Here is a 25,754-nt window from a genome sequence, read left to right as displayed (position 1 = left end):
CATCGTATTCAGTATTTCGAATTTGATTTTAGTACAGCATGCCGACAGTCTGTCGAATGCTGGGCATGATGAAACTGGTTGAGTCTTCATCGGGGACGTAATTTCCTTTTTTCATTTTTTCCCGTTCCGCTGACGGGGGAGCGGGTTTGTTATCTTCTTTTTTTACTTCCACCTTTTCGGGCATTGGAGGAGTGGTTACTTTGGGAGTGACCCGGGCGTCCTCTTTCTCAATCTTTATCTCAGTGGTTTTATAGTATTTGTTTTCCTGAGAAATCGGACAAGACTGCAGGCAACTTTCATCGATGCAATTATCGCAGCAGCCATCAATACAGCATCCGTCAGTGCAACCGTCGAGACATCCCTCAACACAGTATTTACCGAAGCGATATGGGACTGAGTAACCGCAAAGTCTCAATGCCTGGGCTGCTTCACGTCGGACTCGCCAATTCTCATCGTTCAAGGCACATTTGAGTACACTGATTAATTGACATGAACAACAACAGTGACTTTTCCGAAGTTGATCCCCAATTTCGTCTGCAGCTTCAACGCGAACGTAGGCTTCGCAGTCATGCATAGCGTACATCAAGGCACACATGACTTCTGGATAATTTTTGCAGCAGAAGTCTGTACCAATACGATGAATGGCACGGCTACGATCAAACATTGAACAAGCGGTCTGGGAACGATAGATCAGTTTTGCCAGAATTTTGCATCGATTATTGTGATTGATATCGATCATCGTGTCGGCACAGCAGTCGGTTTCGCAGCAACTCCCACCGATACAGCAATCATCATCGGAGCAACACAAATCAACTTCGCAGCATTCGTTCCCACATACGCGAGATAACCAATGAACAGGGCGATTAAACAATCGACCAGAAAATGAGATTGGTTTCAATTCGTCGCAACAGCCGATTTCGTCACAACAAGGAATATCACAGCACGTCGGTGAGCAATTATCGTCAATGCAGACATCGACGCAGTCTTTCGATGACTTCTGCCAGAACTTCCAATTTGGCCAGCCCGCTTGTGTTGTTGAGCAAAGGGCGAGCAGTAAACTGAGTGCCGAGATTGCGTGAATGATTTTGATCATAGACTCTGACTCATCGTAATGTTGAGTGTCGAATCGGCTAACCCTAAATCTTCGCCTTACTCGATCCCTGACGAAGCTTGACCCAAGTGAATGCCGTATGGAATTTCATTTGTGGAGATGAGGTAGTTCAACAGAATTGCAATGCATCATGCAGTTGTTTGTGCAATCACTACCGGTCCACAATTCGTATCGACAGGCCAGAACGCTTTCTTCAATACAGGCAGGAGGAGATGCTATAATCGTCACAGTCGTCAGCATGAGAACTGCTACAACCGCAATTTATCGCAGACGTTCAGGTGTTTTCCTGACATTCACTCAGAATGTCACTGGACATTATCCGTGCTTGAGTTTAACGATTATGACAGTGATATTATTTATTCTAATTACGTCAGCTCTTGTAGAGACCACTTGTGCCCAATGAGGTGAACGATGAATCCGACTTATTTTCAGACATACCGGATTGCACGTGAGAGATTTCTTGAAGCGACTGAGCAGGCGCATGGTAAGGTGAATTCATTGATTCATCCTCAGAAAGGACCTGAGCAGGAAGAATTGTCGCTCGATGTTGCACAGACAGGAGATCCGCAGGCAAAACGTGTTATCGTTATTTCGAGTGGATTGCATGGTGCGGAAGCACAATTAGGCTCGGCTGTCCAACTGGCGATTCTCGAATATCTGAAATCGAATGAGTTACCGACTGATGTGCGCATCGTCCTGCTCCACGCATTGAATCCCTGGGGGTTTGCTTATGTTCGACGCGTGGATGAGCAGAATGTCGATGGTAATCGTAATTTTTTGATTCAGGGGGAAAGTTATCAAACAGATGAAAATGAGTTGTATGGGCAACTCGATCAATTTCTGAATCCTGCTGATCAATCGCAATTGCAACGTTCTTTCCTACTCCAGGCGGGTCAGTTATTGCTGAAGCATCCTTATCAGAAAGTTTTCAAGGCGATCGCCTCGGGGCAGAATCGTTTTCCTCACGGGTTATTCTATGGGGGCGATGCTCCCAATTGGACGACCAGGCAATTCACAGAGTATTTCCCTGCCTGGATTGCAGGTGCGACCCACTGTTGTCATCTCGATTTTCATACCGGATTAGGGAAGTACGGTCGGGGAGAATTGCTGATTGATACCCCGCTTGATGAGCAGACTCAACGCTGGTTGAAAGAGGCATATTCGGGTGAAAGCCTGCATTCTTTTCACAAGCAAAACGAACCACCTTATCAGGCACGTGGGAGCATTTCTCGCTGGGTGCACAGCAATTCGACAGCTTCCCATACAATTTCCGCATGTGCTGAGTTCGGCACCTATTCTTCTTTGAAGATGCTGAAGACGTTGCGCCAGGAGAATTACTATGCCCAATTTGGTGCCCCTGATTCGAAGGCCTTTCAATCGGCTCGAAAAAAACTTCAGGAAGCCTTTTGTCCGAGTTCAAACCGATGGAGACAAAACGTGCTGGAGCGGGGAGTAAGTTTGATACGGTCAGCGATTGAAAATGTGCATCGCTGGTAGACTTTTCGCAACCAGACTCAAATCGCGGTTTCTGAAACTGGCTTCAATAGCGGTCTTAAAATTTCGATGCTATTGTTTCGTTGAGATGCAGGAGTTGAAACAGGATGCGATTTCAGGCTCCAGCGAAGTATCAGGTAAGCGAACGGTCCCATCAGTAGAATAAATCCGTATTCCCACCGGCGAGGTTTCACATTTTTGTGCTTCGCATAACTTCGGTAATGAAAGAGAAGACCTGCTGAGATCACCAAGAGCAATATGACGACAGGCAGGCTCATTTGAAATAACTTCATGACGGCTTCTGTCGTCGAGAGATCGTATTGTAGCTTAATTTGTTCGACAGGAACTGTCAGCATGCAAAAAAGAAAAGTGAGAGGAGCCGGTTGTACGCCAGCTATAATCCATTTTTGTATATCTAAATCATTAGGGTAATAATTTACGATAACATCATCTCTGGTTTGAGTAATGTTTCCTTCGTAATCAGCCCAGTAGAGATCCGTTGCATATTTTCCCGTCTGCAGATCTCTTTCCATTACTTCATACAGGAGTTGTTTTCCCTTGAGATAATGTAAGGAAAAATTTTGCTTATGCAGTTCTTCCGGGATTTTCACTTGAAAACTCTTATCTTCCAGCAAGCCGTAAGTGAGCACGGACTCCGGTGTGCGAAAGGAGACAACAAGTTCCGCTTCGCGGTCTGAGGTTGCCCAGTTCTCTGGAGAATGATTCTTTGGCAGTCTCCACAACTTCATGCTCAGGATATCACTGCGATCGAGAAAATTTGTGACTTCACCCGTGATGAAATTGATCTGTTTGACTGCCCCTTTGCGTGTCAGAAGTAAACCGGAATCGCGAAAGAGATCCTGTCGCTGGTATTTCTGGTATCCAGTGCTTTGGGGAATACCAGGATAGGAGTTCCAGTTGTAGGTGCTTTCATCCATAAGCAGGAAAGTAAGAAGTTGGTTTGTTGCGGTGCCGTAAATGGGAAATTGTTCTTCAGGAGTTGGGATAGAATTCTGAAAGCCATTCTGACCCAGGTAATGAATGATTTGTTTAGTGACAGGATGGTAAGCCACGAAATAACCCGTCGAATGTAACTTACTATCGTAGATGAAATACCAGTAATTAGGTTTTTGCTCTTTTCCCATTAAACTTGCGATTGAAATCGAGGGAGTGAAGGGAGTCAAGCTTTGGTAATATTTCTGCGTTTCACCAATCAAGGAAATCCCATTACTAACCACCTCATTCTGCTTTAATATGTACTTTTCTCCATCGAGTGTCGTGTAGTAGACGTCTGAAATATTGCGATGCCAGGTATTGTGATAGATCAGTACCGTGTCATCACCGAGAACAGTTACATTTTGAGAATGTTGTTCTTTCTGTGGAAGCAGATACGTCGCAACCGTGGTGGAAACCCAGGTGACGATGATGACATACAGGATGGACAGCCCTGCTGTCAGAATGATATTGGTCGGGAAACTGGTTGTTTTCGATGGAGTAGACATATCATTGAATTCCAAGGCTGAAAACGAAGTGATTAGGAGAAATCTTCGAGATGGCATTGCGTGAAAATTGCTGCGATCAGAATGGCATCGACTGCGAAAATGAGTAGTAGCGAGAGACCTGCGTAGTATTCTGTTGTCGTTGTCAACAGGAAAGCACCGCTGACTGCCAGGACGGGCAAGAGACGAGTTCCATACCAGCGGGCTTGTCGTAATCCCGAGAGATAACAGCTCAGATAAATCATCGAGAGTCCGAAGCAACTCTTCCAGTACATGAGAGTGTTTTCCCAAAGGAAGGGAGCAGCGATGCTTCCTTTGCTGCCTGCCCACAACGCATAGACCAGCATGGGTAAGACCATCACGAGCCAGATCAAGCCAATTCCGCTGACTAATTTCACCAAGGTAATTCGCATTCGGGAAACTGGTCGATGCCACAGGAACAACCACGTCCCGCGCATCGATTCGGATAGCGTTTGCCAGTATCCGGTGGTTCCTGCCAGCAAGGTTCCAACCACTGGTAATAACTGAAATGTGGTGATGTTATAAAAAGGAATTTCAGCATGTGAATTACTATTAAAAAAGTAGAGTAAATTGATACCGCACATTCCCAGGATTGTCAGCAGAACAATTGCGAAACCAACGATCTGTATCGGCAGCAGTTGTCGGAATTCTTTGTAAGCGAGCGTGAGTGGCCACATGGGAGAGACTTTCACGAATGAGATTTGAGTTGATCGACAAAGACAGGAACACTGTTTCGATTCGTGCGAGTATATTCCAGGAAGGAATCTTCCAAATTCATCGATTCGGTTTCAATTTGCTTCGGCTCCAATCGCTCAGCCAGGAGCCGATGTTCGTCATTGAGATTCACAATGATCACTTCCAGTTGATTCAGAATCGATCGACTGCCCACAACACCCTTGCACTCTGGAAATGCAATCGATCCATTCACCGGACGATCGAATTCGAGCACAAGTTTGCTGACCGATTGCTTGAACTCTTCGGTTGTGCAATCGACCTGCAGGCGGCCATCAACCATAATTCCAATCCGGTCGGCAACTCGTTCCACATCACCAAGAATGTGAGACGAAAACATAATTGTTCGGCCTTCCCGCTGGATGATTTGAATCATCGACTCCAGGAATTCTCTGCGGACGACCGCATCGAGCCCCAATGTCGGGTCATCCAGAATCAGTAACTCCGGTTGAGGAGCGATTGCCAAAGCCAGCGAAACCTGAGCCTGCTGTCCTTTGGAAAGCCTGCGGATTTTGCGGGTGAGGGGCAGTCCAAAATGTTCCAGCACCTGTTCGAGCAATTCCTGATTCCACTTTTTGTAAAATGGTTTCGTAAAGCGGATCGCCTCACGAATACTCATCCAGGAGTAGAGTGGATGTCCTTCTGCAATGTAAGCGATTCGTTCGCGAACCTGGGGATCGAGTGTAGAGACTTCGTGTCCGAGCAGTTTTGCAGAGCCCGAATCGGGAACGACCATGCCCATCAGCATTTTGGTCGTGGTCGATTTCCCGGCTCCGTTGCAGCCGAGGAATCCGAAGACGCAGCCAGTGGGTATCTGAAAGCTGACATCATTCACAACCGCTTTGCCATCATAATATTTCGTCAAGCCCTGCACTTCGATGGCAGGAGAAGGGACCGGTTGAGCGAGGTCTGTCATTTCTTCCCCTTCACGAGATTCCACTGATACTTGCCGAGACGAGCTTCCACAATCTGGCGAACTTCATCGGCATCGAAACCCAGATACACCGCCGATGTCAGACAGATATCCAGCGATTCCTGCAGCTTTTGCACGCGGATCGCTTTCGTCAATTCGATACGGGGTTGCGTCACAAACACACCTAAACCAGGGCGGGTCGTTAAAACACCTTCCCGTTCGAGTTCCGTGTAAACCTTCGCAATTGTATTGGGATTCACGACCAACAATTTAGAGAGTTCACGAACCGAAGGGAGTTGATCCTCCGGCGCGAGGTGTCCCTGGGCAATCCCTTCGCGGATCTGTTGTGACAGCTGACGATAAATCGGCTGCGAACTGGATGGATTGACCTGAAAATTCATTGCGTGTTCCTTCTGTACTAATAGTGGTAGTACAGATGATTTTTGTCAAGAGGGATTTATGTAAAATTAGAAAAATAAGAAACAGCAAGCAGTGTTTCTTGCTTGAAGAAAATCGATCCAAAATGAATCTTCACGATTCCTTTTTGTCTTATCTCAACAAAAAAGAATGTTCTTGTGATTCACAATTGAGAAACGAAATGACGATTTCGCAACTTATCAAGCTATTCAGCCGCAAGCTAAGTTCATCGCGATTTGACGTGCAGGTTGGACAGATCGTGTGCTGGGTGTTTGCAATATTTGTGATGCTGATCGGGATTACCAAGGTCTCGCGCATGGGTTTGAGCGAGGCTCAATTGATCTTCGGCATCCTGCTTGTCGTGGTACTGACATTGCAAATGATCATTTTGGGAATGATTCTGCCGATGGTTGACTATGTATGTCAGAAGCAGAAAGAGAACCCGTAATCTCTTGCGATAAGCAAAGATTAAATCCCCAGTAATTTCCGGGGGTTGTACCGGACGAGACAATCGATTTCCAATGAAGTCAACCCAATTGTTTGCAGATTGGCGACCATGGTTTTCAGTGGGCAGGCCGAACCGACGAAGTGAGAACGATCTTCTGCCCAGGGGACTAGATCCTCTTCAATAATAACGGTCTGATCGGCGAGATGGTAAGTTCCCGGCCCCAGGCCAGCTGCGCTGATGGTGTCTGAAACAACGATACTATGTTCAATCCCCACGCATCGAATATAATTTTTCAGGGCAAACAATGGGATATGGGCTCCGTCGGCAATGAAACAAATAATGAGTTTGTCGGATAAAGAAAGAGCCCGTTGAATAATATTATCGTGGCGGTGCATCTGCATCGGGCAACCGTTTCCGAGATGTGTGAACAGCTTCAAGCCAGCATCAATCGAAGCTTTCAGTTGATCCAGACTGGGATTGCAATGCCCGGCTGCGACTAGAATTTCCTGATCGTTCAACCAGCCAGTTGTTTCCCCTGTGAGATCCTGTTCAGGGGCGAGTGTGAAAAGTCTCGTCAAGCCATCACCGGCTTCCAGTAATCTCTTCGTCAAATCCAGATTAGCCGGGCAGGCATGTTCCGTCGGATGAGCTCCGATGTATCCGGGGATAGGAGATAGAAACGGACCTTCGATATGCAGGCCAATAATCATCTGAGCGACAGACGATGATTGCTCTCGAATTTTCGCAACATTTGCCAGTCGTCGGCACATCGCATCGTGGTCTGCGGTAATAATAGTTGCCAGAATTCCATTGACGCCATCTTGACGCAAACGTTCACATCCGTGCTCAACTTGCTCGAGTGTCAGTTCGTCAGAATTAAAATCGACGCCGGCATAACCATTGACTTGCAGATCAATCATGACATCTTTCGGTGGGATTTGTGCAAAATTTGGGAATTGTGAGCAACGTGGAATTCACAATCCAGAAAGGAAATTAACGAGTTGTTCAATTTCATCCTCTGTCAATTCTGCCCCTGAAGTCTCTTCAGGGCGATGATAAAGGGTGAGGACCTGTTTGAGGGAATGAGCCCGGCCGTGATGCAGGTATCGTCTTCGCGAGGAAATTCCACGGAGAGCAGGGGGATTAAAGACCTGATAAATCGAATGACTTTCCACACGACCGACAGCATATCGTAATCCTGAGGAAAAGTCTGGCTCCTGATGGCAGGAAATGCAACCACCTTTTCCATAAAAGAGTTCTTGCCCAGCTTCTCGATCGACCGAAGCGGGCAACTTTGTTGCAGAGATCGGTTTGAGAGTTTCCAGATAACTGGCCAGCGCACGAGCATCGTCGAAAGATGCTGCGTGTGGATCATGCATCGTTTCACGCAGTGATTTTGACATCGACTCTGTCAAGTCGGGCTGCCAGCCATGCCATGTCCAGGGTTCAGTTTTGGCCACATCATGCAGCGAGAGTGTCAGCTTTTTGGTGTCGTAGGTCACGTCATTGAGAGTATCGAACATCTGCCCGGAGGTATGGCCATCGTAATGACAGGTGTGGCAACTCATCCACCCATCTTTAGATCGCAGTCCGTCGTAAAAGATTTGCTCCCCACGAGCAATTTCGGATTTGTGATTCGAGTGAGACAGCTTTAATTCTTTAGTAATTGATCCAAGCTTTAAATCTATCAGGCAGAGTGAATCCTGCATCTCATTGGCAACCAGCACTGTTTCATTGTCGAGGAATTCCAAGTCGATTGGACGTCCGGGGATTTTAATGCGTGTGAGAATTCCGGGAGTCTCTGTCAGATAATGCGGGGCAAAATCATCAACACCAGATGTCGGCCAGATAAGATCGCTCGTTTTCAGGAGAATGAGTTCCTGAACGCCGCTGGCCAGTACGGCTAGTTTAGTGCCGGCTGGATTGGAACGAACAAGAGTTAAATCGGCGACTCCATGCCCACGCACATCGAGTCCGAATTGACTTTGCTCGAGTTCGTTACCAGATGGAACGTTGAACTTTGCCAGTCGATTATTGACTGCCCAGCCGCGAGTTAAGTTTCCTTCGGTGATCGGAAAATCTCGATTGATTGTCAGGGGGACAATCACTTCACTGCCAGAGAATAACTCTGGTTGACCGAGGTTGAACGCCGTTTGATGAGCTTCCTGACGACTGAGTAACTGTCCAGTATTTCTATCAAAGCAATAGAGACTGCCGGGCAATTCGCAAGTGACACAAAACCAGGTTTCATCGGGCGAGAGAACCAGAAAACGAGGCAGGTTGCCGCAGTGATACTCTCGGAGTAATGCTCCCGAATCTACGCTTATGCATTGAACCGAATCCGGATGTTGTAATGAAACGAGTAACTCCTGGCAATTTCTGGCATGTGTCATGCTGACGGGATGACCGGAAAGAGAAATCGTTCGCAAGATTTGCAGGCGAGATCCCTCTCGTTCAAAAAGCTTCACGCATTGATCGCGATACACAGCCACTGCGATTATGGAATCCGATAACCAGAGAACATCCAGAGGTTCATTCCCGACATCGACTTCACGAACTTCAACATTACTGTGAAGTTGCATCTCAGGTAGCGAAACGAAACTGAGTGTCCCAGCAATTCGATTCGCAGTGACCACACAGGAACGATCCGGCGATACGGCCAGGGCGCGAGGGCGTACTCGATCTTGTGCGGATACCGCTGCTGTGAACAATGAGATCAATACCAGCAGGATTCCCAACTTTCTGATGAGAATTCTGTTGGCAGGCATGAGTATGTTATGGCGACTATTATTCATCATGGCTCGTTGGGGGTGACATCCTGCAGGACGGAATAGAGAACAACGTTCATCGCAATTTTTGCGGCATCATCGGGAGAATAGCCGATGCAGGAAAGCGAGGTCTGTTTTTCGAGAGCACAGGAAATATCGTATTTGCTATAGATAACCGCATAACGCCCATTTAGAGAAATCCCTTCAAGAAATGGAGGTCCTTCGCGTTCGATCGGATTCAAGGCCTGGTCATTCTGGTTATTAGAAGGCGCTCGCCGTTTGACCGATTCGAGGTTGTGCCCGATTGCCTGGGAAAACATTTCATGATCGACCGGGATTCGCTCCATTGGTGCATCGGGAAACATGCGTTGCATCAGATCTCGAAAACTGGCATCGAATTTCGGAGCCCCGCAGCACGCATCGGCAAAGAGAACGCCACCACTTTCGAGGTATTTGCGAACATTGCGAATCTCGTCGGGAGAGAGTTCGAAGTTTCTTTGGCCGTGCATATAGAGCAGGGTGAAACGATAGAGTTCGGGATCGCCAGCCGGGATTTTATAAGGCTGTGTTCCGGCGACAACCCCGAAGGATTTCTCCAGAGTGAGCAGTAATTTTTTAATTGCATTTGGAGCGGCATCCCAATCGCCGGAATGTCTCAGCTTGGCGATGCCGAGAATCCCACGCAGGGTATCGGTGTCGTCCTGCTTGCTGACAAGTTGCTGCTCGTCGAGTTTATTCGGCGGCTCACGGCCAGTGACATAAGCGACAACATTCACACCAATCCGCAAGCTCCTGGCAATGGCTGTTTTGATATCCTGTTTCCGATCGGGAGGATCGACAACCATGCGTTTGTCCCAAAGACAACCGAGATCTTCCGGCGAGTAGATGATGGCGGTCCGACATCCGACATCGACTCCCTGCAGTGGTACGTTCGCCGGATCGAGTAGATACTCACTGCGATAAACCGGATGCGTTTCCGCGAGTGGCATCAAGTCATTGAGGCCATCGGGATAAAGCCGTTGGATCAGGCGACGGAGCCCCTCTTCAAACGATTTGCTTTCACAACCACGTGCGACAAACAGAAATCCGCCATTGATCAGGTATTCCCTCAACAGATCAACATGCTGATCAGTCATCAAATCATTCAGATCATTTTCGGATGTCACAAACAGGATCGGAGCCTGTAGAACTTCCTGTACATTCTGATTCGCGACCGCTTTATCAAAATCGAGTGTTTGCCATGTCAACAACTTGGGCCATTTCGGAAGTGTGCTGATATGTTCGACAAGATTACGGACATCTTTCGGGTGACGGTTCCACAGATCTCCAATCACCAGTTCCGCATTATCGGGATCTCGGGGGCCTAGCTTCATTTTGTTAATCATGACAGGAGCCAGTCCCTTGGAAAGGAACAATAAAGCCAGCGGAGTGCCGATATTTGGTTGTCCTTCCATGCCTCCTTCCCCTCGCCAGGAGCCATCCCGTTTTGATTGTCGAGCCAATAATACACGTGCCCCTTCGCGATACCAGTCGTGAGAGCCGAAGAAACGACGACCACTCAATCGACCGGAGCGTTCGAGACCATACAGATAATACAGCCACCAGGTGTCGTAGAGCGGATTGGTTTGTACGGAAAAGTTTCGCCCCATCCAGCGGAAAGCACGTTCGAGGGCCTCGTTAGGTTCAGGAGGCTGGCAGCATATGGGAGTTCCATCGGGATTGGTATCTTCGCTCGATTTCAGAAAAGCGGCTGCAATCGAAAGCGAGGCAATTCCGGCGACCGTCATGCTGCCATAGCTTTGGCGACCATCTTCCAGCTTATAATTCCACCCGCCATCGGGGAGTTGACTGTTCTCCCAATATTGGCGAACACCCTCCCAGACTTTCCGATCAACCGGAGTGCCATAATAGGCGGCATCACGCAGTCCGAGAATGGCATATTGGGTATTACTGCGATCAGGCATTCCGCTCCCCATGTTGCCGCTATTCGAATATCCCCAGCCTCCTTTGTCCAGGCCTGTTCGCTGCTGTCCCTTTTCCAGTTGTTGAGCCAGACTGAATACGAGCAGACTGTCTTTGGCTCCCTCCTTTGCAGTCGTCAGAGCCATGATCATCAACGAAATTTCATAAGTTAACGTCGGCTTTTGTTGCCGGAGCCATTTTAATCCACGAGAGATTGCGGGATCATCCGAGGTGAGGCCAGAGTTCATCAGCGAGAGCAGGCTCAGGGATGAAATCCCAATTTTATAAGGCGAGGCCGTTTCCGTACTCCAACTCCCATCAGGAAGTTGTTGACTGATGAGATAACGTCGCCCTTTTTGAATCGCTGCCAGCACGTTTTCTGCTGATAATTCGTCCTGCGCAATGACTGGTCTGCTCGACGAGGCCAACAGGCCTGCAACAATCGAGTAGATCAACACTCGTTTCAGGAGAGAGTTCTGATTCCGCATGTCAGTACAGGATCTCATAAAAGGATTTGAAATTCGGGATCACTTCATCATAACACTCAATCATGTGATGGTCATCCAGAAAAACGATCACATGACGTTTGCAGTATGAATTCTAACTAATTCGACTGAGTAAGTTGGGGGACACTCCGCGTCCTTTGCGATTTTTGCGCGAAAACTTTAGATTCTAAGTGGAGGACCATCTAGCAAGATACCGCGTTTCCTCGTTCCCAGGGAGGACCTTGGGAACACGTTGAATTTTGAGCAAACATACATTCACATCAATAAATTACGAAGAGATTCTTCATGGAACGTCGACGCATTGGGAAAACATCATTGATCGTCTCGGACATCTGTCTCGGAACAATGACCTTTGGCTCAACCTGTGATGAGGCCGAAGCGTTCCGGATTATGGATCGAGCATTCGATGCCGGGATCAATTTTCTGGATGCCGCTGAGATTTATCCCGTGCCACCAGAAAAAGAATGGGTGCATCGGACTGAAGAAATTGTCGGTCGCTGGATGAAAACGAAATCGCGAGATGCCATACAGATCGCCACAAAATTCTGTGGTCCAGGACACGGCTGGTTCGTCCCTCCAGTGCGAGAAGGGTATACCTGCATCGATCGCCATCACATTCGCAAAGCGATTGAGGGTTCGCTCCGCAGGTTGCAAACAGACTATGTCGACCTGTATCAAACCCACTGGCCCGATCCCGACTTTCCTTACGAGCAGACTCTCGAAGTTCTGGATGAACTCGTCCATGAAGGCAAAGTGCGTTATGTTGGCTGCAGCAATGAAACACCCTGGGGAATGATGAAATCGTTATCAGCAGCTGAGCTTTCCGGGACAGTCCGATACGAATCGATCCAGAATAATTTCAGCCTGATTAATCGTCGTTTTGAAGATTCTCTGGCCGAGATTTGCCGTCGTGAGAAAATCAGCTGTCTCCCTTATTCTCCCATCGGCGGTGGGGTGCTGACGGGAAAGTATCTCGATGGAAAATTTCCCGAAGGAGCCCGCTTCTCAACTTATATGCAAAAAGGAGAACGTCAGCAGGTGATGGTCCGACGATTCGTTAACGAAAAATCGTTAGCCACCACCCGAGAACTCTGCAAACTGGCTCAGGAACTCGGAATCACCCCGGCAACATTAGCGACCTGCTGGAGTAAGCAACACGACTTCGTAGCCTCCACGATCATCGGTGCCAATTCGCTGGCTCAACTCGATGAAACCCTGCCCGCCTGTGACTTCATTCTGGATGAATCGACTTTGAAACGGATCGATGAAATCACGGCGAAGTATCCGTATCCGTTGGGGTAAATCAATTATTCAAAGACTCCAGCACTCTCAAATTCCGTTCGACAATTTGAATTGGTTGCACAAATTGCTGTCCGTCGAGGAGTTGTCGGATTTCGGACCACGCGGATAAGGTTTGAGGAATCTGGCGATGAAAACTGCCGTAGCCGGACGAGATTGCGATGCTCAGATCCTGACAGTCCTGAGCAAAAGCCCAGGCTGCATAGGCGGCGCGACGATTATTCTGCTCCCGAGTCAATTGTAGGATTCGCTGCGATTCGACCTGCAGTTGATCGACAATTTGAGTTAGATCATTGTGCGGTTGATTGGTCGGTGCGACTGTCAGCTCATCGCGCAGGTCGTGCATCACCTGAAAAATCCTGCGGCCAGTTTGCCAGTTCTGTAAGCCGAAATTCGGAGTTTGATACAGCGAAGAGCTCAAGTTTGCCCAGGCAGAATCGACCTGTTGAAAAGAGCGGGCGACATCATCATAGTCGCCATCACGCCGGACGGTATTCTGAAAGGAATTTGCAGACTGTGCCAGAATTCCCGGATACCGACGGCCACGTTCATCCAGTGCAATTCCCCCATAACGATTTTCTCGAACGAGTTGTGCAGTCAGACCAGCCAATTCATCAGCCAGTTTTGCAACCTGATTCCGGTTGTAGGAATTTGCCTGCTCGAAATGCATCTCGGCATGAAACGTATTATCGAGTTGATTGATGGAGTTCACCACATAAAGCATGCGATTTGAATACGGTCCCTCAGCAAACAATCGGGCAGCCGGGTGCCAGGCTTGATCGAATGCCCCATACTCGGCTTGTAATCGATTGTAATCCGCTCCACGGATCAGCAGGTTCGCAAACTGATCGGCATGCTGCCGGGCGATTTCAATCAATTGAGACTGTTCCCGCGACATATTCTCCCGAATGGAAAGAGCCTGCAAATAACTCGTATTCGAACGCAACTGAGTCGCGAGTGTTTGATAGCGATAAGGATCATTTCCGACAACTCCCCCCGGCTGGTAACCGGGCTGAAACCCAGGTTGATAACCGCTCGGGTATTGTGTATTCGCAGGAGGAGAGACGGATCCACCCCAGTTGAATGTCGGAGGATTATTATAGGTCTGTCCGGGAGGCGTGAATCGGGGGCTGTTGTCCGGATTATTGAAGTTGTTGGAATTGTTAGAGGGAGTGAAATTGTTCCGTCGATTATCGAATTGAGGAGGCGTCAGTATCGGACCGAGTTGAGGCTGATAAGGAGTTGAACTCGGCTCGTCGAAATACCAACGATTGTTTTTGGCATCGTACTGCAAATGCTTTGCTGGTACGTCTCCCGGTTGATTGAATTTTGATTTCTTCTGATCGGATTCGTTTTTGCCAGAGTTCTTTTTTCCTTGAGCCGAGACATTCTGAATTGGAACGATGGCCATTCCTAAAATACAGAATAGTACAAGTTTCAGAGGTGTTTGACTAAGAACGGACATCGGAATCACTCCATCAAATAACTATTGCACCCCAGGAAACTCATTTCCCTGATGAAGCATTTAAGGTGAAGCCAGATCTTTCCTGGCTCATTTTTCAATTTTTATCATATACCATTCCTTTTGAATTGACATCGCAAAAACAAAAGTACACTATTGCAGTTCTGCTATTCCTCTGACATTTCGTCAACGAGTCACCAGTCAATTTAAGAAAGTGCTCTATTCATGAATTTGCAAACCGTAATGCGCTGTCTCGGTATAATTTGCCTGCTATTGATTTGTGGCTGTGTCAAGAAAACAGTAAAAGGCGATGTAAGTATTTACTCATACGATCTCAATACAATCCTGATGGTTATTGCAGGTTTTATTGCAGCCTTGGGGTATGGAGTCTATCGCGTTAGGCAAAAAGAGTATTGGAAGGGTGGTTTTACCGTACTGATCGCCTTGGGAGTGGGAGGATTTTTCATACCCAGCTTTTGTGGCGATTCGCTCAAAATAACACCGGAGCGTATGATTTTAACTCGTGTTGGCTTTGCCTCCGACAAAAGTGCCGATTTGAACTTTGACGATATCAATCACGTCACCATTACGATGAAAGAAACGCGAGGTCGTCGAGGTCGAAAAAATAAAAATTACTATCTGAACTGCTCGATGAATTCGGGTGAGGTTAAGGTTGTTCCCATGGGAGAACTTGTCAAAGAAGGCCTTAGCGATATCGTCGATAAACTCCAGGCACGGCAAATTATGATCGTCGACAACTCAGGGAGCTGATTCAAGTGATTTGCTTTGCAATATGAGTTCGGGAATGCATTCTCTGGTTTGATTGCATCCCCCATTCTGTGTTGGCATTTTTAGAGCATATTCAATTATTTACTGCGGTGTCCGGCAGGAGCAAACACAGCATTATTCGGGCACAGGCGTCCAAGCCAATGCAGATACCATTTGAAAATGTTCTCAATGAAAACTTTTGCAATCTTAACTGATTTCGAGGCCACGAATACCAGCTGCGGTGCTAGAGCCAAACTGATCCATCTCTAAACCCATTCGTTGAGCAAACGTCACGAACAGATTCGCGAACGGAGTATTGTTTTTCTCATCGTGTGCGACATACGCCCCATGTCGATAGCCCCCTCCTGCAACGATAATTGGCAGGTTGTGCCAGTCGTGAGAAGACGCATTTCCAAGATTGGAACCAAACAGTATGGAAGTGTTGTCGAGCAATGTTTTACCCTGTTCATCCACTGCTTTGAGTTTGTTCAGAAATTCATTGAAGACGATAAATTCATGTTCTTCAATGATTTTCAACTCTTCGATTTTGGCATCATCCTTGCCATGATGAGACAGATTATGCCAGTCGGTTTTGACACCTGGAATATTACTGGGAACGGCATTCAAACCCCCTAAAGCATAGGTCATCACACGTGACGAATCGGTTTGCAAAGCCAAGGCCATCATGTCATACATCAAGCGTTGTTTAGCCAGAATATCGACTTTATCGGCGACATCTTGTGGGGGAGCATAATCGACAGCCGGCTTGGGTCGTTTCGCCCAGCTTTCGGATTGTCCGATTCGTACTTCAAGATCGCGGACGGAAGTCAGATATTCATCGAGTTTGTGACGATCCTTCGCCCCGAGGGAGCGATCCAGCTTATTGGCATCGTACAAAACCGTATCAAGAATGCTGCGGCCTCGTTCCAGTTCTCTCAGTTCGTTTTTGACTTCCCGTTCATTGCCAGAAATGAACATCTTTGCAAACAGTTTTGATGGAGAAGATTCCGAAGGAATCCCGACTCCGCCTGCCGTCCAGGAAAGTGAGCCGCCGCCGTTGGAGAGGCACAGGTAAGGGAAGCGAGTTGTTCCACCGAGATGATGAGCCATCAGTTGGTCGAGTGAAACAGTATTTCTGAAACCCGCCAGACCAGGACGCATGGCTGAAGTCAGCCAGGTCATCCCGGATGCGTGACCGTTATTACCGTTTTGCTCAGGATGCGACAATCCGGAAATGACGGTCATCTCATTCCGATGAGCAGCCAGTGGCTGCAGATACGGGGTGAGCTGATAGTTCTTACCTGTTTGCTCCGGAAACAAATAAGGCGTATGAAATCCCAAGTCGCCACAAATCGCCACAAACCGATGAGGCTCTTTCGTCGTACCCGATGCCGCATAGGCAGGTGACATTGCACTGAGCAGTGGCAGAGAAACAATCGTCCCTGCACCTTTCAGGAAATGCCGTCGATTGATCGCGTTTCGTTTCATGATATTGCCTGATCTACTTTACTGACCCACTTTAGTTTTGTGTTCAACCTTCAACCTTCCGCCTTGTTTCCCATCACTTTTGCTGAAAGATGTCACTGGAAATTGCCTGATGCAGTAAGTCTTTCATGCCATAATTACTATCTGCACATTGCCCAACTATTATGTCAATTTCCTCACGATCGGAAAATCCAAGTTCGCGTCCGGTGGCAAATGTCAGTAACTTTTCTGTGAATGCTCGAGCAAGGATTTCCGGTTTGCTCGCCAGCAGTTCTCGAAATTCGAGATAGTTGTCGAAGTTGCGGCCATCGGCCAATTGACCTGAGGGATCGACTTCCGGCCCCAGTCGATATCGGACTCCACGACCGTTGACTTGCTTGTTAACCCGCTCTCCTTCTCCCAGTGAACGATATCGTTCACGGTAACCACCGATCGGATTGAACGATTCGAGAGCAAATCCCGGGGGATCAATCACATTATGACACGGCTGGCAATTTGCCAGTGAGCGGTGTTTATCGAGTAACTCTCGCAGTGTTGAAGCACCGCGAATATCTGGTTCAACTCCGGGAATCCCGGGTGGAGGGGGTGAAGGCGTTTCTCCCAGAATCCGTTCCATCACCCATACGCCGCGAACGACCGGTGAAGAATTCGTTCCGTTTGCAGAGACTTTCAGAATACTCGCCTGTGTCAGCAATCCTCCCCGCAAATGATTGGCTGGCAGTTTTACTTTTTGAACTTTGGCTCCGGCAACATCAGGCAGTTCGTAGTGAGTTGCCAGTCGGCTATTGAGCATGGCGAAATCGGATTTTATGAGATTTTGAATCGGAAGATTCGCTGCAATCAACTCTTGCAAAAAAGCTTCCGTTTCGAGAGGCATTGAATAACGCAGGTAATTGTCGTATTCCGGAAAGAGAGAACTATCCGGGACGGTGAAATCCATTTCCCGCAGATTCAGCCAGGCTTCAGTAAAGTCTGTCAGGAATCTTGAAAACCGAGGATCAGTCAGTAATCGTTCTGTTTGCTGCCGCAGGATATCCGGTTTCGACAGCTGGCCAGCCTCTGCGAGACGGAGCAGTTCCGCATCAGGTGTTGTCCGTGTCAGAAAATAGGAGAGTCGACTGGCTAGAGCGTAGTCATCCAACTGACCTGATGTTTCCTTCAGAAACAAAAACCGAGGCGAGCAAAAAATAGCCGTTGCTGCTGTTCTCAATGCATCTTCAAAGGAGTTGCCTTTGTCGCGCTCACTATGGAATAAGGTGAGATAGACATCAATTTCAGATTTCTGCACTGGTTTACGAAATGCCGCTTCTGCAATTCGCATCAATGAATTCGAGACATCGGACTGCGTGTTGATTGATTGGATTTCAAATCGAGGTCGATACCAGGATTTCAGTTTGTCCTTCGGATTACCCGGTTGAATCTCTGTCCGATTCAGACCTTCAAATATCAGCTTGTGACCACGTGATGGAAACTCTTCCGCAAGAGGGCCATCTAGAATTACCGAGTGTATCGCCAGTCCCGGTCCCTGATACTCATCGACATTTTCCCGCTTATAACGATTGGGATCCGAAATGCCGTAAGGCTCGATTTCGATCATGTAATTGGATTCGATCCAGGCTTCGAATTCGATCGACTGTGGAGAGTTTTCAGGGGTGCCGGGCTTGAATGAGAAGTATCCATAAGTTGGTTTTTCCGAACCCCTCTGGAATGAGGTGCCTCCGACAGAAAATGTAATCGGTGTCTCCGAACGATATGCATATCCATTCACTTTCACCTTGTATCGACCTGGCTCACGCACGCCACTACCTCGCATCATGCCGGAGGGGTAGCCTCCCCCTTCAAAGCGAACGACCGAACCATCAGACAACTCTTTCCAGACTTTGCCGATGAACTTATCGCCTTCGCCTGACCCTTTGTAGCTGGCTTCAATATGATTTTCCGTTGGCTTATCGACCGTCTTTGCAATCGCCGCATCGAGCACCTGGGACATGGCATCAATGTATGACTGCATGTGAACCATCGACAGCCCCAGAGTTGAGCCGACGTTGTCAAATTCGTGAGAACGCCCATCCTCTGGCAGCATCTCTTCCAGATTCAGATTCGTCCCGAATATATCGTTCAACGTGTTTTCATATTCACGACGATTCAACCGCCTTAATACGGTTCCCTTGCTCTGGCGATGAGTCTCTGATAATTGTAGATGCAACAGCCGCTGAAAATCCAGGCGGTTCGTCGAAGTCGGTTGCTCGGCATCTTTGGGTGGCATTTCGCCTGCATTGACTCGATCGTATATCCGCTCCCACACGGCAAAGGTTCCGGCATCGGTCAATGTTGTACTGAGTGATTCAATCTCCAACCCGGCTTCTGCAGAGGAACCCGTGTGACAGTCGCTGCAATAGGTCGCCAAAAACTGTTTCTTTTGCCCGTCAATAGCAAGGCAGTTTTGGTGCATGACAAAACCAACGAAAGTGGCAATCAGCAATCTCAGGGCTTTGGAAAGGTCACAGGAATAATTTATCAAACGCATGTACGGAATCTCAATAAATTGATTCGGCTTGCCAGGAAGAGTCCCGGGCTACTTATCAGACGTGGCTGATATCATAGCATCAGTTCAGGCAAGTCTCAATTTTCAATTCAGAAGATTCTGAGGAAGAATTTTCAGAACGGCAAGTCGATTCCTATTTTTCTGTCCTTCCCGCGTTCAACAATCAGAGAGCCGAGGGCGACATCTTGAAGGCCCAGTCCGACAGATTTGAACAGCGTAATCTGCTCATCAGTATCGCGGCTGACTTGACCCGTGACGACCTCCGAAAGTTCTGCAACGTTATCCCAACTGAGAATACCTTTTGATAGAGCCTCGACAAAATCACCAGCTTCCAGGCGGCATTGGTCACGAGAATCGCATGCGATGATGTCAGCTTTTTTCAGTGTCTCAAGATCAAGTTCCGTTTTCTTCAGGAAGTTGGAACCAACAGCATTGATGTGTGTCCCTGCTTTGAGGCGTTTACCATCAAAGACAGGAGTTTGGCTGGTTGTTGCCGTGACAATCACATCGGCTTGTTCCACAGCCTGGTCAGCTGATTCGCAGGCAATGACTTCAAGGGAAAGATCCTCCGCGAGCTGCTTTGCAAATGCCGTGCGTCGCGCTGCGTTTCGACCGTAGATGAAAATCTGCTTCAAGTGACAAACTTCAGCAATCGCCCAGGCTTGAGTCCGAGACTGCAGGCCAGTACCGATTAAACCAAGAGTTTCAGAATCGTTCCGGGACAGGTACTTCGTTGCAACTCCTGAAGCAGCCCCGGTGCGAAGTTGTCCCAGATAATCGGCCTCGATCAAAGCTTCCAGTGTCCCAGAAGTCCCATTGTAAATGCCGACGAGAAATCGAGCGGCAGTGCGGGTCGTGGTGTACATCTTCCAGCCAAGCTGATTGGCTGTCCGGTCGACTCCTGCGAGTGCGTGTAACATCACATCATTGGTTCGCAGTCGACCACGCGTTTGATTGAACGCTGCTCCTTCAGCCAGATGCCGAAATGCCTGCTCGGTCACCTTAACGGCATCCGACATATTGACGAGTTGCCGGACATCCTCTTCTCTCAGAAAGATTGCTGTCATATTACTATTTACTATTTGCCCTGGGAATCCTTAAGGGTGACTCGGGTTGAAAGCCGGGGGATCGCTGGCAGGAAAAGACTCCTCAGAGGCTTCATCAATTTTTTCTTCGTCATCCTTTTTCTCAGTATCCGTTCGCGGTTCTTTGTCGTCGGTCAGAAATGCAGCACTCATGACTCTGTCTTTCTCGATAGGATGCTTCAACAGATGTGTGATCTCAACACGATAACTCTATTGTCTCATGTTTTCAAAATAATCGAGAGCGAATTCCATATCTCTTGTCCGGATTATCATTTTTATTTTGAAGTAACTCGACGAACTCATTTTCTTACGTCAACGCCGCCAGATACTCCTGCCTCACTCCATCAGGTCCCGTATTTCCCACTCGTAGATACATCGTATTCTCGACAATCGAAGGCGAAGCAAATACATCGGTGGCAACCTGTTCGCGAGCGAGCAGTTCAAAGCGTTCGGGATTCGGTCGATAAGCAAAATGCTCTCCCGCTTCGCTGAAGACGTGAATGACATCTTTGGCCAAAGTCGGCGAGCTGCTGTACGGTCCCCCGAAGCGTTCCCGCCACATCAGCTGTCCATCACTCGCCCGCCAGCAATAAGCGATGCCCGTATCGTTCACGCAATAGACGGCTCCCTCGTGATAGAGCATCGATTGCTCATAACATTTTTGATCGTTTTTCCAGATCACTCGACCTGAACCATCTGAAGCGATACAAACCGTTTCGGGTTTCGGATACCCTCCACTGGCGTAGACACGTTCTTCATCCCACACAATCGAGCCACAAGTCGCGGCTGTTGTGGCTGCGGTTGTCCACAATTGTTGACCGGTCATCGGATCGTAACTGGCAACCTGATTGGCTCCACTGATGACTAACTGATCTCGTCCGCTCGTCCGCGCGACAATCGGAGGGGAAAACGAATAGTTATTGGGGCGTTTGATTCGCCAGATTTCATTTCCAGTCGCCCGATCCAGCGCCACGATATACGCTTCGAGTTCATACTCAGCTGCAATCAGAACAAAGTTCTGGTAAATAATGGGGGAGGGGGCATATCCATAAGGATATTTATCAGGTTTATACGAGCCGAGTGTTTTCTGGTAGAGCGTTTCGCCCTGTGGATTGAGAGCAGTCACATGGATGGCATCGGCATTGAAGAAGACGGCAAATAGCCGTTCTCCATCGAAAGCAATGGTCGGGGTCGCTTCCGTATTCTTAGGATGATTCTTGTGATTCAATCCTCCCCGATGAATGACCTGCGACCATAACGGTTTTCCATCCGTTCGATTGAAGGCCAGCACAGACTGCGTTTGCTGAGCCCTGTCGGCTGTCGGGAGATAGATCGCATTTTCAGTGACAGTAGCGGAAGCATGTCCACGGCCCGGCACCGGAGTCGCCCACTTCATTTTGTCTTTTTGCAGCGAGTGCGAAATTGTCTGATCGCAAGTCCCATCTCCATTCGGCCCCCGCCAGCACCACCAGGCTGACTTAGCGCCTTGCATTTTCTGCTGAGCGAAGACCGGCGAGGAAATTGCCCCCAATGCCAATGTACTCGATGCCGCTAAGAAGTGACGTCTTCCCATCTGAGAATTCATAAACCCTTTACCTTATAAACAGTTGTTTGAAGACATAAAGCGAAATGCGAATAAACATCAAACTACCGCATTCCGAGTAACCTGTCGACAGGAACCTGTTTCATTGACTACAAAACCAAGTGCCCGGTGCCATGCTTGCATCGCGCAGCAGGGCAAGCATGATTGGAGGTTGCTTGCAAATAGACTCGTAGAATATTCCAAAATGATATATTCAGGAACATAATTTAAACGAGGATGGCGGGGGCGCTCTCGAAGAGAAGCCCCCGAGTTAATAAACCTTCGGGGGCTTCCGCTAAAGCGGAGCGCCCCCGCCACCCCCATTTGGTTTTGTCTCGATTAAGCTTTGATTGGTGGCATTATTCATCGCTTCGAAACGCACCCCGAATCAACTCCTGATACAACCACGGTTGTAGCATCGCTGTACCGATATGATCGATATCTTCAGGAGCATAAAAGGTTTTCAGCTTATTACAGTTCGATTTCAGCAGTTCGGCCTGTTCGAAAGGAACGACACGGTCAGCCTGACCGTGAATAATTGTGATTGGGCAGTCGATTTCACGGATGGAATCGAGAGGACGCATCGCCGTTAAATCGGAGCCTGTCTCGATCCAGCCCACCAGCCTGGCTAGTGAGACCATTCCGATGCGAATTCCTTTCGGAAAATATTTCAATTGATGATGCACCATCAAATTCAGATCGGCAAATGAGGAGTCGACAATCGCAGCTTGAACTTGAGGCATTTCCGGCAACGCCAGTAGTAGAGCGCTCCCACCCATCGAAACGCCCAGGGCATACAATTTATTAGGATCAGTGTCGGGGTGGGAAATAAGATAGTCATAAGCCCCCAGCACATCTCTCCGTTCGCGGGTGCCGTAGGTAATGGTGTGGCCATCACTTTCACCATGGCCGCGAAAATCAAAAGTCAGTACGTTATACTCGCTCTCATAAACCTGTTCGACGATGGCAGAAATATCGCTTCGATTTGCTCCCACTCCATGACAGACGATCACGCTCCCTTTCGCAGCGGGATGCGTCAGGTATTCTCCCCGCAGGACCAGAGGATTCTCTTCTCGACTCTCAAACTCAATGGCTTCAACGAAAGCAGGATCAGCGAATTGAAACCCGGCTGGCAAAAGTTTGGGACGATGGATTCCGAAAATCGTCAGCAGAACCGGTATCAGAATCAGATAGGCACAGCCTCTTAGTAGCACCCGTCCGATTGCTCCCCAGAATTTATTCAGACGGGATTTCACATTGGCATCCAGAAAATCCAGCCCATTAAAAAAGTAGAGCAGGGGGATTTCGATGCAGAATACGAAGAAATAGACCACGATCAACAATTCACGCCACGAAAACGGGGACTGACACAACTTGACGAGGCCGACGTAAAAGAGGATCGGAAACGACCACAAAATGATCAGCATAAACCAGCGAGTCCAGAGACTTTGCCGAGGCAACTCCGGCTTGGGGATCACTTGCAGGTAATAAGCCAGCAGCCAGATATAACCGGGAAGAAACATCCAGAAGCGTTCACTCGGTTCACGGATCAAATATTGACCGACCAAATGGATCAAGCCAATTCCAAAAAGGCCAATCGCCCATCTCCAGATGAAATGAGTTTGATTGATCGTAGATGGATTCAAAATCAATAGAGATGAGTCCGAAGATGTGGGCGGAGAATTTTCCAGTGGATCCCTGACAGCGTTAGAGGTGTATCGTGATTGATGATTTGATAAAATGAAATATGCTCTGATCCCATTTTGACGTGCTTACTGATGAAAAGGCAAACCGACGGCATGTCCGAGACTATGAATGAACATGTTTCAATCCGCGCTGCGGAGAAAGAAGACGCGGCTCGACTGCTCGAATTCATCCATCCGTTTGTAGCCGAACATCGTCTTTTGCCACGTACTGAGGGGGAGATTGACCTGCTCGTCCGCACAGGATTTCTCGCCGAGGTCGACAAAAAACTGGTTGGCTTCGCATCGCTGGAAATCTATTCGAGTAAACTGGCCGAGATCCGTTCACTGGCGGTTTCACCGATTTACCAGGGGCTCGGCATCGGAAAATTACTTGTGGCCCGTTGTGTCGAAATGGCTCGCGAGCGCCGCATCCTCGAAGTGATGGCGATTACGTCTTCGGAAGAATTCTTCAAGGGCTGTGGTTTCGACTTTATTCTGCCCAGAGAACGAAAAGCACTCTTTCTGGAAACGTTCCAGGATCCATATGATGTGTCAGATCCGGAGCATATTGAACGATGAAAGGCCAGTGGCTAGTGTCCAATGGCTAGAGAGTTGATCCTGATACTTGTAAGTTCAAATTCGTTTCTGTGGAAAGCGTAAATATGATTTCTCGCATCAGTTGTCTGTTGATTACGATTCTTCTGATGAGTGTCGTGCCGATTTTGGTTACGGCGGATGAGAAAGCATTGAGCAATGATCAACAAGTCGCTCCGCCTGCACTCCCGGAGAAACTGCAGAAATTGTTGAAGCAGGCGACTCCTCTCAATCCTCAGGAGACTCTGTTTCTGGATCGGCCTGCAAAAGCGATTTATCTGAAGGCGACCGTCGCTTTGCAGGAAGGTTTACTTGAAATGCTTTGCTGTCCCGAGCAAACGAAAGAGCACGAATCGATTCTCGCCACCAATTGTTCCGCGACCCCCATTCATACGGCTTTGCTTGCATTAGGGGCTCAATCGGGCGAGCCGGTCTCGTTCGATCCCGTTTTCAAAGCTCCCACGGGTGAAGTCCTCGCGATTACAATCTTATGGAAAGCAGACGACGGAGCCGTTCGTGAGCAGGATTCGCGTGAGTGGATTCAGACGGTCACCCGCCGCTATTTCATCGCTCCCCTCGCATCGCTGCCTGCTGGACTGACACTTCCAGAAGATTCTGATTTGATGTACGACAAAACCAATCAGGAATTGCTGCACTTCGGCATGATGTCTACTGAAGATCAGAAAAAACTCCTGACTCTTTCGAATGATCCCGCATTTCAAAAAGCGATTCAGGATCTGCAAAAATCGAGTCAGCCCAGTCCTCTGGATGCCGACTGGGTATTTGCCGGCAGCATTATTGATGTTGATCCGACCACCGGACAAAAACGCTATTTGGCCGACGGGGGGGATTTAATTTGCGTCGCTAATTTTCCTTCCGCAATGATCGACATCGCCATCAAAAGCAGTGCGAGTGATGGTCAGCGAGGCTATGAAGCCAATCCGCAAGCTGTCCCGGTTCCGGGAACACCTGTAGTCATCAAAATTCAATGTCAAAAAGACGTGACGACAAAACAGGGAAATTAGAAAGCTTCTTCTGATTGTTTCGGTTATTGAAACTGTTTGATCGGGAGAAATTGCTTAAAGTTTACAGCGTGCAACTGTTGAAACTCTTGATGCGGTTATTAATTCTTCAAAAAAATTGGTCATTGCGATGAAGTCACTCAGCCGAATTTTAAAGTATCACGAATGACTTATCGTTGCCAATTCCGCAAGATGCGATTCAGAATGGCATTTCTGAAAGTATCCATAACGCAGCCCAAGTCAGTCACTGATTACTTCACCTGTTGTGAATTGTTCGGGCACTGACGACTCATCGGCTCAGACTCCTGACTATTCACACAGAGTCCCAATTAATAGACAGGGCGGCTCATGCAGTC

Annotated in this window: 21 protein-coding genes; 6 read left to right on the top strand and 15 right to left on the bottom strand. The window is 48.2% G+C overall.

Annotated features, from left to right (window positions below; all coding sequences use genetic code 11):
- Positions 1 to 28: 28 nt before the first annotated feature.
- Entirely contained in the window at positions 29 to 1,093 is a 1,065-nt protein-coding gene (locus Pan54_RS13510) for a HEAT repeat domain-containing protein (RefSeq protein WP_146503980.1), read from the bottom strand.
- A 429-nt stretch (positions 1,094 to 1,522) separates the two neighbouring features.
- Here Pan54_RS13510 and Pan54_RS13505 point away from each other — a divergent pair, with 429 nt between their 5' ends.
- Positions 1,523 to 2,608, top strand: coding sequence for a DUF2817 domain-containing protein (locus Pan54_RS13505; RefSeq protein ID WP_146503979.1), 1,086 nt, complete (start codon positions 1,523 to 1,525; stop codon positions 2,606 to 2,608).
- A gap of 17 nt (positions 2,609 to 2,625) precedes the next feature.
- On the opposite strand, the gene Pan54_RS13500 is transcribed toward Pan54_RS13505, so the two are convergent.
- From Pan54_RS13500 to Pan54_RS13485, 4 genes are read right to left on the bottom strand one after another with little or no spacing between them, the layout of a single operon-like run.
- The gene (locus Pan54_RS13500) at positions 2,626 to 4,107 is read right to left on the bottom strand and encodes a hypothetical protein (RefSeq protein WP_146503978.1); all 1,482 of its coding nucleotides are present in this window, start codon (positions 4,105 to 4,107) and stop codon (positions 2,626 to 2,628) included.
- A gap of 32 nt (positions 4,108 to 4,139) precedes the next feature.
- Positions 4,140 to 4,802 (bottom strand): hypothetical protein, encoded by a 663-nt coding sequence (locus tag Pan54_RS13495; RefSeq protein ID WP_146503977.1) that lies wholly within the window; start codon positions 4,800 to 4,802, stop codon positions 4,140 to 4,142.
- Positions 4,803 to 4,813: 11 nt separating this feature from the next.
- Positions 4,814 to 5,773, bottom strand: coding sequence for an ABC transporter ATP-binding protein (locus Pan54_RS13490; protein WP_146503976.1), 960 nt, complete (start codon positions 5,771 to 5,773; stop codon positions 4,814 to 4,816).
- The gene (locus Pan54_RS13485) at positions 5,770 to 6,171 is read right to left on the bottom strand and encodes a GntR family transcriptional regulator (protein ID WP_146503975.1); all 402 of its coding nucleotides are present in this window, start codon (positions 6,169 to 6,171) and stop codon (positions 5,770 to 5,772) included. Before Pan54_RS13485 ends, Pan54_RS13490 begins: the two co-directional genes overlap by 4 nt.
- A gap of 197 nt (positions 6,172 to 6,368) precedes the next feature.
- On the opposite strand from Pan54_RS13485, the gene Pan54_RS13480 reads away from it, so the two are divergent.
- Entirely contained in the window at positions 6,369 to 6,635 is a 267-nt protein-coding gene (locus Pan54_RS13480; protein WP_146503974.1) for a hypothetical protein, read from the top strand.
- A 20-nt stretch (positions 6,636 to 6,655) separates the two neighbouring features.
- Here Pan54_RS13480 and Pan54_RS13475 read toward each other — a convergent pair whose 3' ends face one another.
- From Pan54_RS13475 to Pan54_RS13465, 3 genes are read right to left on the bottom strand one after another with little or no spacing between them, the layout of a single operon-like run.
- Positions 6,656 to 7,555 carry an N-acetylglucosamine-6-phosphate deacetylase gene (locus Pan54_RS13475; RefSeq protein WP_146503973.1) on the bottom strand — a complete coding sequence of 300 codons (900 nt, stop codon included), beginning with the start codon at positions 7,553 to 7,555 and terminating at the stop codon, positions 6,656 to 6,658.
- Positions 7,556 to 7,609: 54 nt separating this feature from the next.
- Positions 7,610 to 9,403, bottom strand: a complete 1,794-nt coding sequence (locus tag Pan54_RS13470) for a c-type cytochrome (protein WP_165441769.1) — start codon at positions 9,401 to 9,403, stop codon at positions 7,610 to 7,612.
- Between the two features lie 26 nt (positions 9,404 to 9,429).
- Entirely contained in the window at positions 9,430 to 11,853 is a 2,424-nt protein-coding gene (locus Pan54_RS13465) for a DUF4159 domain-containing protein (protein WP_165441768.1), read from the bottom strand.
- A 303-nt stretch (positions 11,854 to 12,156) separates the two neighbouring features.
- Between Pan54_RS13465 and Pan54_RS13460 the strand changes: the two genes are divergently transcribed.
- On the top strand, positions 12,157 to 13,173 hold the full coding sequence (locus Pan54_RS13460; protein WP_146503970.1) for an aldo/keto reductase: 1,017 nt from the start codon (positions 12,157 to 12,159) through the stop codon (positions 13,171 to 13,173).
- Position 13,174: 1 nt separating this feature from the next.
- On the opposite strand, the gene Pan54_RS13455 is transcribed toward Pan54_RS13460, so the two are convergent.
- On the bottom strand, positions 13,175 to 14,635 hold the full coding sequence (locus Pan54_RS13455; RefSeq protein ID WP_146503969.1) for a hypothetical protein: 1,461 nt from the start codon (positions 14,633 to 14,635) through the stop codon (positions 13,175 to 13,177).
- Between the two features lie 222 nt (positions 14,636 to 14,857).
- On the opposite strand from Pan54_RS13455, the gene Pan54_RS13450 reads away from it, so the two are divergent.
- Positions 14,858 to 15,403: a hypothetical protein gene (locus tag Pan54_RS13450; protein WP_146503968.1), complete on the top strand. Its 546-nt coding sequence runs from the start codon at positions 14,858 to 14,860 to the stop codon at positions 15,401 to 15,403.
- A 204-nt stretch (positions 15,404 to 15,607) separates the two neighbouring features.
- Here the strand turns inward: Pan54_RS13450 and Pan54_RS13445 are convergent, their stop codons facing one another.
- The 6 genes from Pan54_RS13445 to Pan54_RS13425 all read right to left on the bottom strand — a co-directional run bounded on the left by Pan54_RS13445 (position 15,608) and on the right by Pan54_RS13425 (position 23,674).
- Positions 15,608 to 16,888 (bottom strand): DUF1552 domain-containing protein, encoded by a 1,281-nt coding sequence (locus Pan54_RS13445; protein WP_146503967.1) that lies wholly within the window; start codon positions 16,886 to 16,888, stop codon positions 15,608 to 15,610.
- 73 nt (positions 16,889 to 16,961) lie between these two features.
- Positions 16,962 to 19,412 carry a DUF1592 domain-containing protein gene (locus Pan54_RS13440; RefSeq protein WP_146503966.1) on the bottom strand — a complete coding sequence of 817 codons (2,451 nt, stop codon included), beginning with the start codon at positions 19,410 to 19,412 and terminating at the stop codon, positions 16,962 to 16,964.
- Positions 19,413 to 19,543: 131 nt separating this feature from the next.
- Positions 19,544 to 20,497: an ornithine cyclodeaminase family protein gene (locus Pan54_RS13435; RefSeq protein ID WP_146503965.1), complete on the bottom strand. Its 954-nt coding sequence runs from the start codon at positions 20,495 to 20,497 to the stop codon at positions 19,544 to 19,546.
- 30 nt (positions 20,498 to 20,527) lie between these two features.
- Positions 20,528 to 20,668 (bottom strand): hypothetical protein, encoded by a 141-nt coding sequence (locus Pan54_RS25885; RefSeq protein WP_165441767.1) that lies wholly within the window; start codon positions 20,666 to 20,668, stop codon positions 20,528 to 20,530.
- A gap of 154 nt (positions 20,669 to 20,822) precedes the next feature.
- Positions 20,823 to 22,100, bottom strand: coding sequence for an outer membrane protein assembly factor BamB family protein (locus Pan54_RS13430; RefSeq protein WP_146503964.1), 1,278 nt, complete (start codon positions 22,098 to 22,100; stop codon positions 20,823 to 20,825).
- Between the two features lie 356 nt (positions 22,101 to 22,456).
- On the bottom strand, positions 22,457 to 23,674 hold the full coding sequence (locus Pan54_RS13425) for an alpha/beta hydrolase (protein WP_146503963.1): 1,218 nt from the start codon (positions 23,672 to 23,674) through the stop codon (positions 22,457 to 22,459).
- 222 nt (positions 23,675 to 23,896) lie between these two features.
- Between Pan54_RS13425 and Pan54_RS13420 the strand changes: the two genes are divergently transcribed.
- On the top strand, positions 23,897 to 24,361 hold the full coding sequence (locus tag Pan54_RS13420; RefSeq protein WP_146503962.1) for a GNAT family N-acetyltransferase: 465 nt from the start codon (positions 23,897 to 23,899) through the stop codon (positions 24,359 to 24,361).
- Between the two features lie 83 nt (positions 24,362 to 24,444).
- Positions 24,445 to 25,401: a YdjY domain-containing protein gene (locus Pan54_RS13415; RefSeq protein WP_146503961.1), complete on the top strand. Its 957-nt coding sequence runs from the start codon at positions 24,445 to 24,447 to the stop codon at positions 25,399 to 25,401.
- Positions 25,402 to 25,754 lie beyond the last annotated feature (353 nt).

Origin of the sequence: Rubinisphaera italica (assembly GCF_007859715.1) — a bacterium.
Classification (GTDB): Bacteria; Planctomycetota; Planctomycetia; order Planctomycetales; family Planctomycetaceae; genus Rubinisphaera; species Rubinisphaera italica.
This window is presented reverse-complemented; position numbering and strand designations above follow the sequence as displayed.

Coding starts and splice junctions, on each gene's coding strand:
- Pan54_RS13475 (WP_146503973.1), bottom strand. CDS start 7,555: ATGATTGATCTGCAAGTCAATGGTTATGCCGGCGTCGATTTTAATTCT.
- Pan54_RS13470 (WP_165441769.1), bottom strand. CDS start 9,403: ATGCCTGCCAACAGAATTCTCATCAGAAAGTTGGGAATCCTGCTGGTA.
- Pan54_RS13420 (WP_146503962.1), top strand. CDS start 23,897: ATGTCCGAGACTATGAATGAACATGTTTCAATCCGCGCTGCGGAGAAA.
- Pan54_RS13455 (WP_146503969.1), bottom strand. CDS start 14,635: ATGTCCGTTCTTAGTCAAACACCTCTGAAACTTGTACTATTCTGTATT.
- Pan54_RS13495 (WP_146503977.1), bottom strand. CDS start 4,802: ATGTGGCCACTCACGCTCGCTTACAAAGAATTCCGACAACTGCTGCCG.
- Pan54_RS13450 (WP_146503968.1), top strand. CDS start 14,858: ATGAATTTGCAAACCGTAATGCGCTGTCTCGGTATAATTTGCCTGCTA.
- Pan54_RS13510 (WP_146503980.1), bottom strand. CDS start 1,093: ATGATCAAAATCATTCACGCAATCTCGGCACTCAGTTTACTGCTCGCC.
- Pan54_RS13500 (WP_146503978.1), bottom strand. CDS start 4,107: ATGTCTACTCCATCGAAAACAACCAGTTTCCCGACCAATATCATTCTG.
- Pan54_RS13465 (WP_165441768.1), bottom strand. CDS start 11,853: ATGCGGAATCAGAACTCTCTCCTGAAACGAGTGTTGATCTACTCGATT.
- Pan54_RS13445 (WP_146503967.1), bottom strand. CDS start 16,888: ATGAAACGAAACGCGATCAATCGACGGCATTTCCTGAAAGGTGCAGGG.
- Pan54_RS13440 (WP_146503966.1), bottom strand. CDS start 19,412: ATGCGTTTGATAAATTATTCCTGTGACCTTTCCAAAGCCCTGAGATTG.
- Pan54_RS13430 (WP_146503964.1), bottom strand. CDS start 22,100: ATGAATTCTCAGATGGGAAGACGTCACTTCTTAGCGGCATCGAGTACA.
- Pan54_RS25885 (WP_165441767.1), bottom strand. CDS start 20,668: ATGAGTGCTGCATTTCTGACCGACGACAAAGAACCGCGAACGGATACT.
- Pan54_RS13435 (WP_146503965.1), bottom strand. CDS start 20,497: ATGACAGCAATCTTTCTGAGAGAAGAGGATGTCCGGCAACTCGTCAAT.
- Pan54_RS13480 (WP_146503974.1), top strand. CDS start 6,369: ATGACGATTTCGCAACTTATCAAGCTATTCAGCCGCAAGCTAAGTTCA.
- Pan54_RS13490 (WP_146503976.1), bottom strand. CDS start 5,773: ATGACAGACCTCGCTCAACCGGTCCCTTCTCCTGCCATCGAAGTGCAG.
- Pan54_RS13415 (WP_146503961.1), top strand. CDS start 24,445: ATGATTTCTCGCATCAGTTGTCTGTTGATTACGATTCTTCTGATGAGT.
- Pan54_RS13505 (WP_146503979.1), top strand. CDS start 1,523: ATGAATCCGACTTATTTTCAGACATACCGGATTGCACGTGAGAGATTT.
- Pan54_RS13485 (WP_146503975.1), bottom strand. CDS start 6,171: ATGAATTTTCAGGTCAATCCATCCAGTTCGCAGCCGATTTATCGTCAG.
- Pan54_RS13460 (WP_146503970.1), top strand. CDS start 12,157: ATGGAACGTCGACGCATTGGGAAAACATCATTGATCGTCTCGGACATC.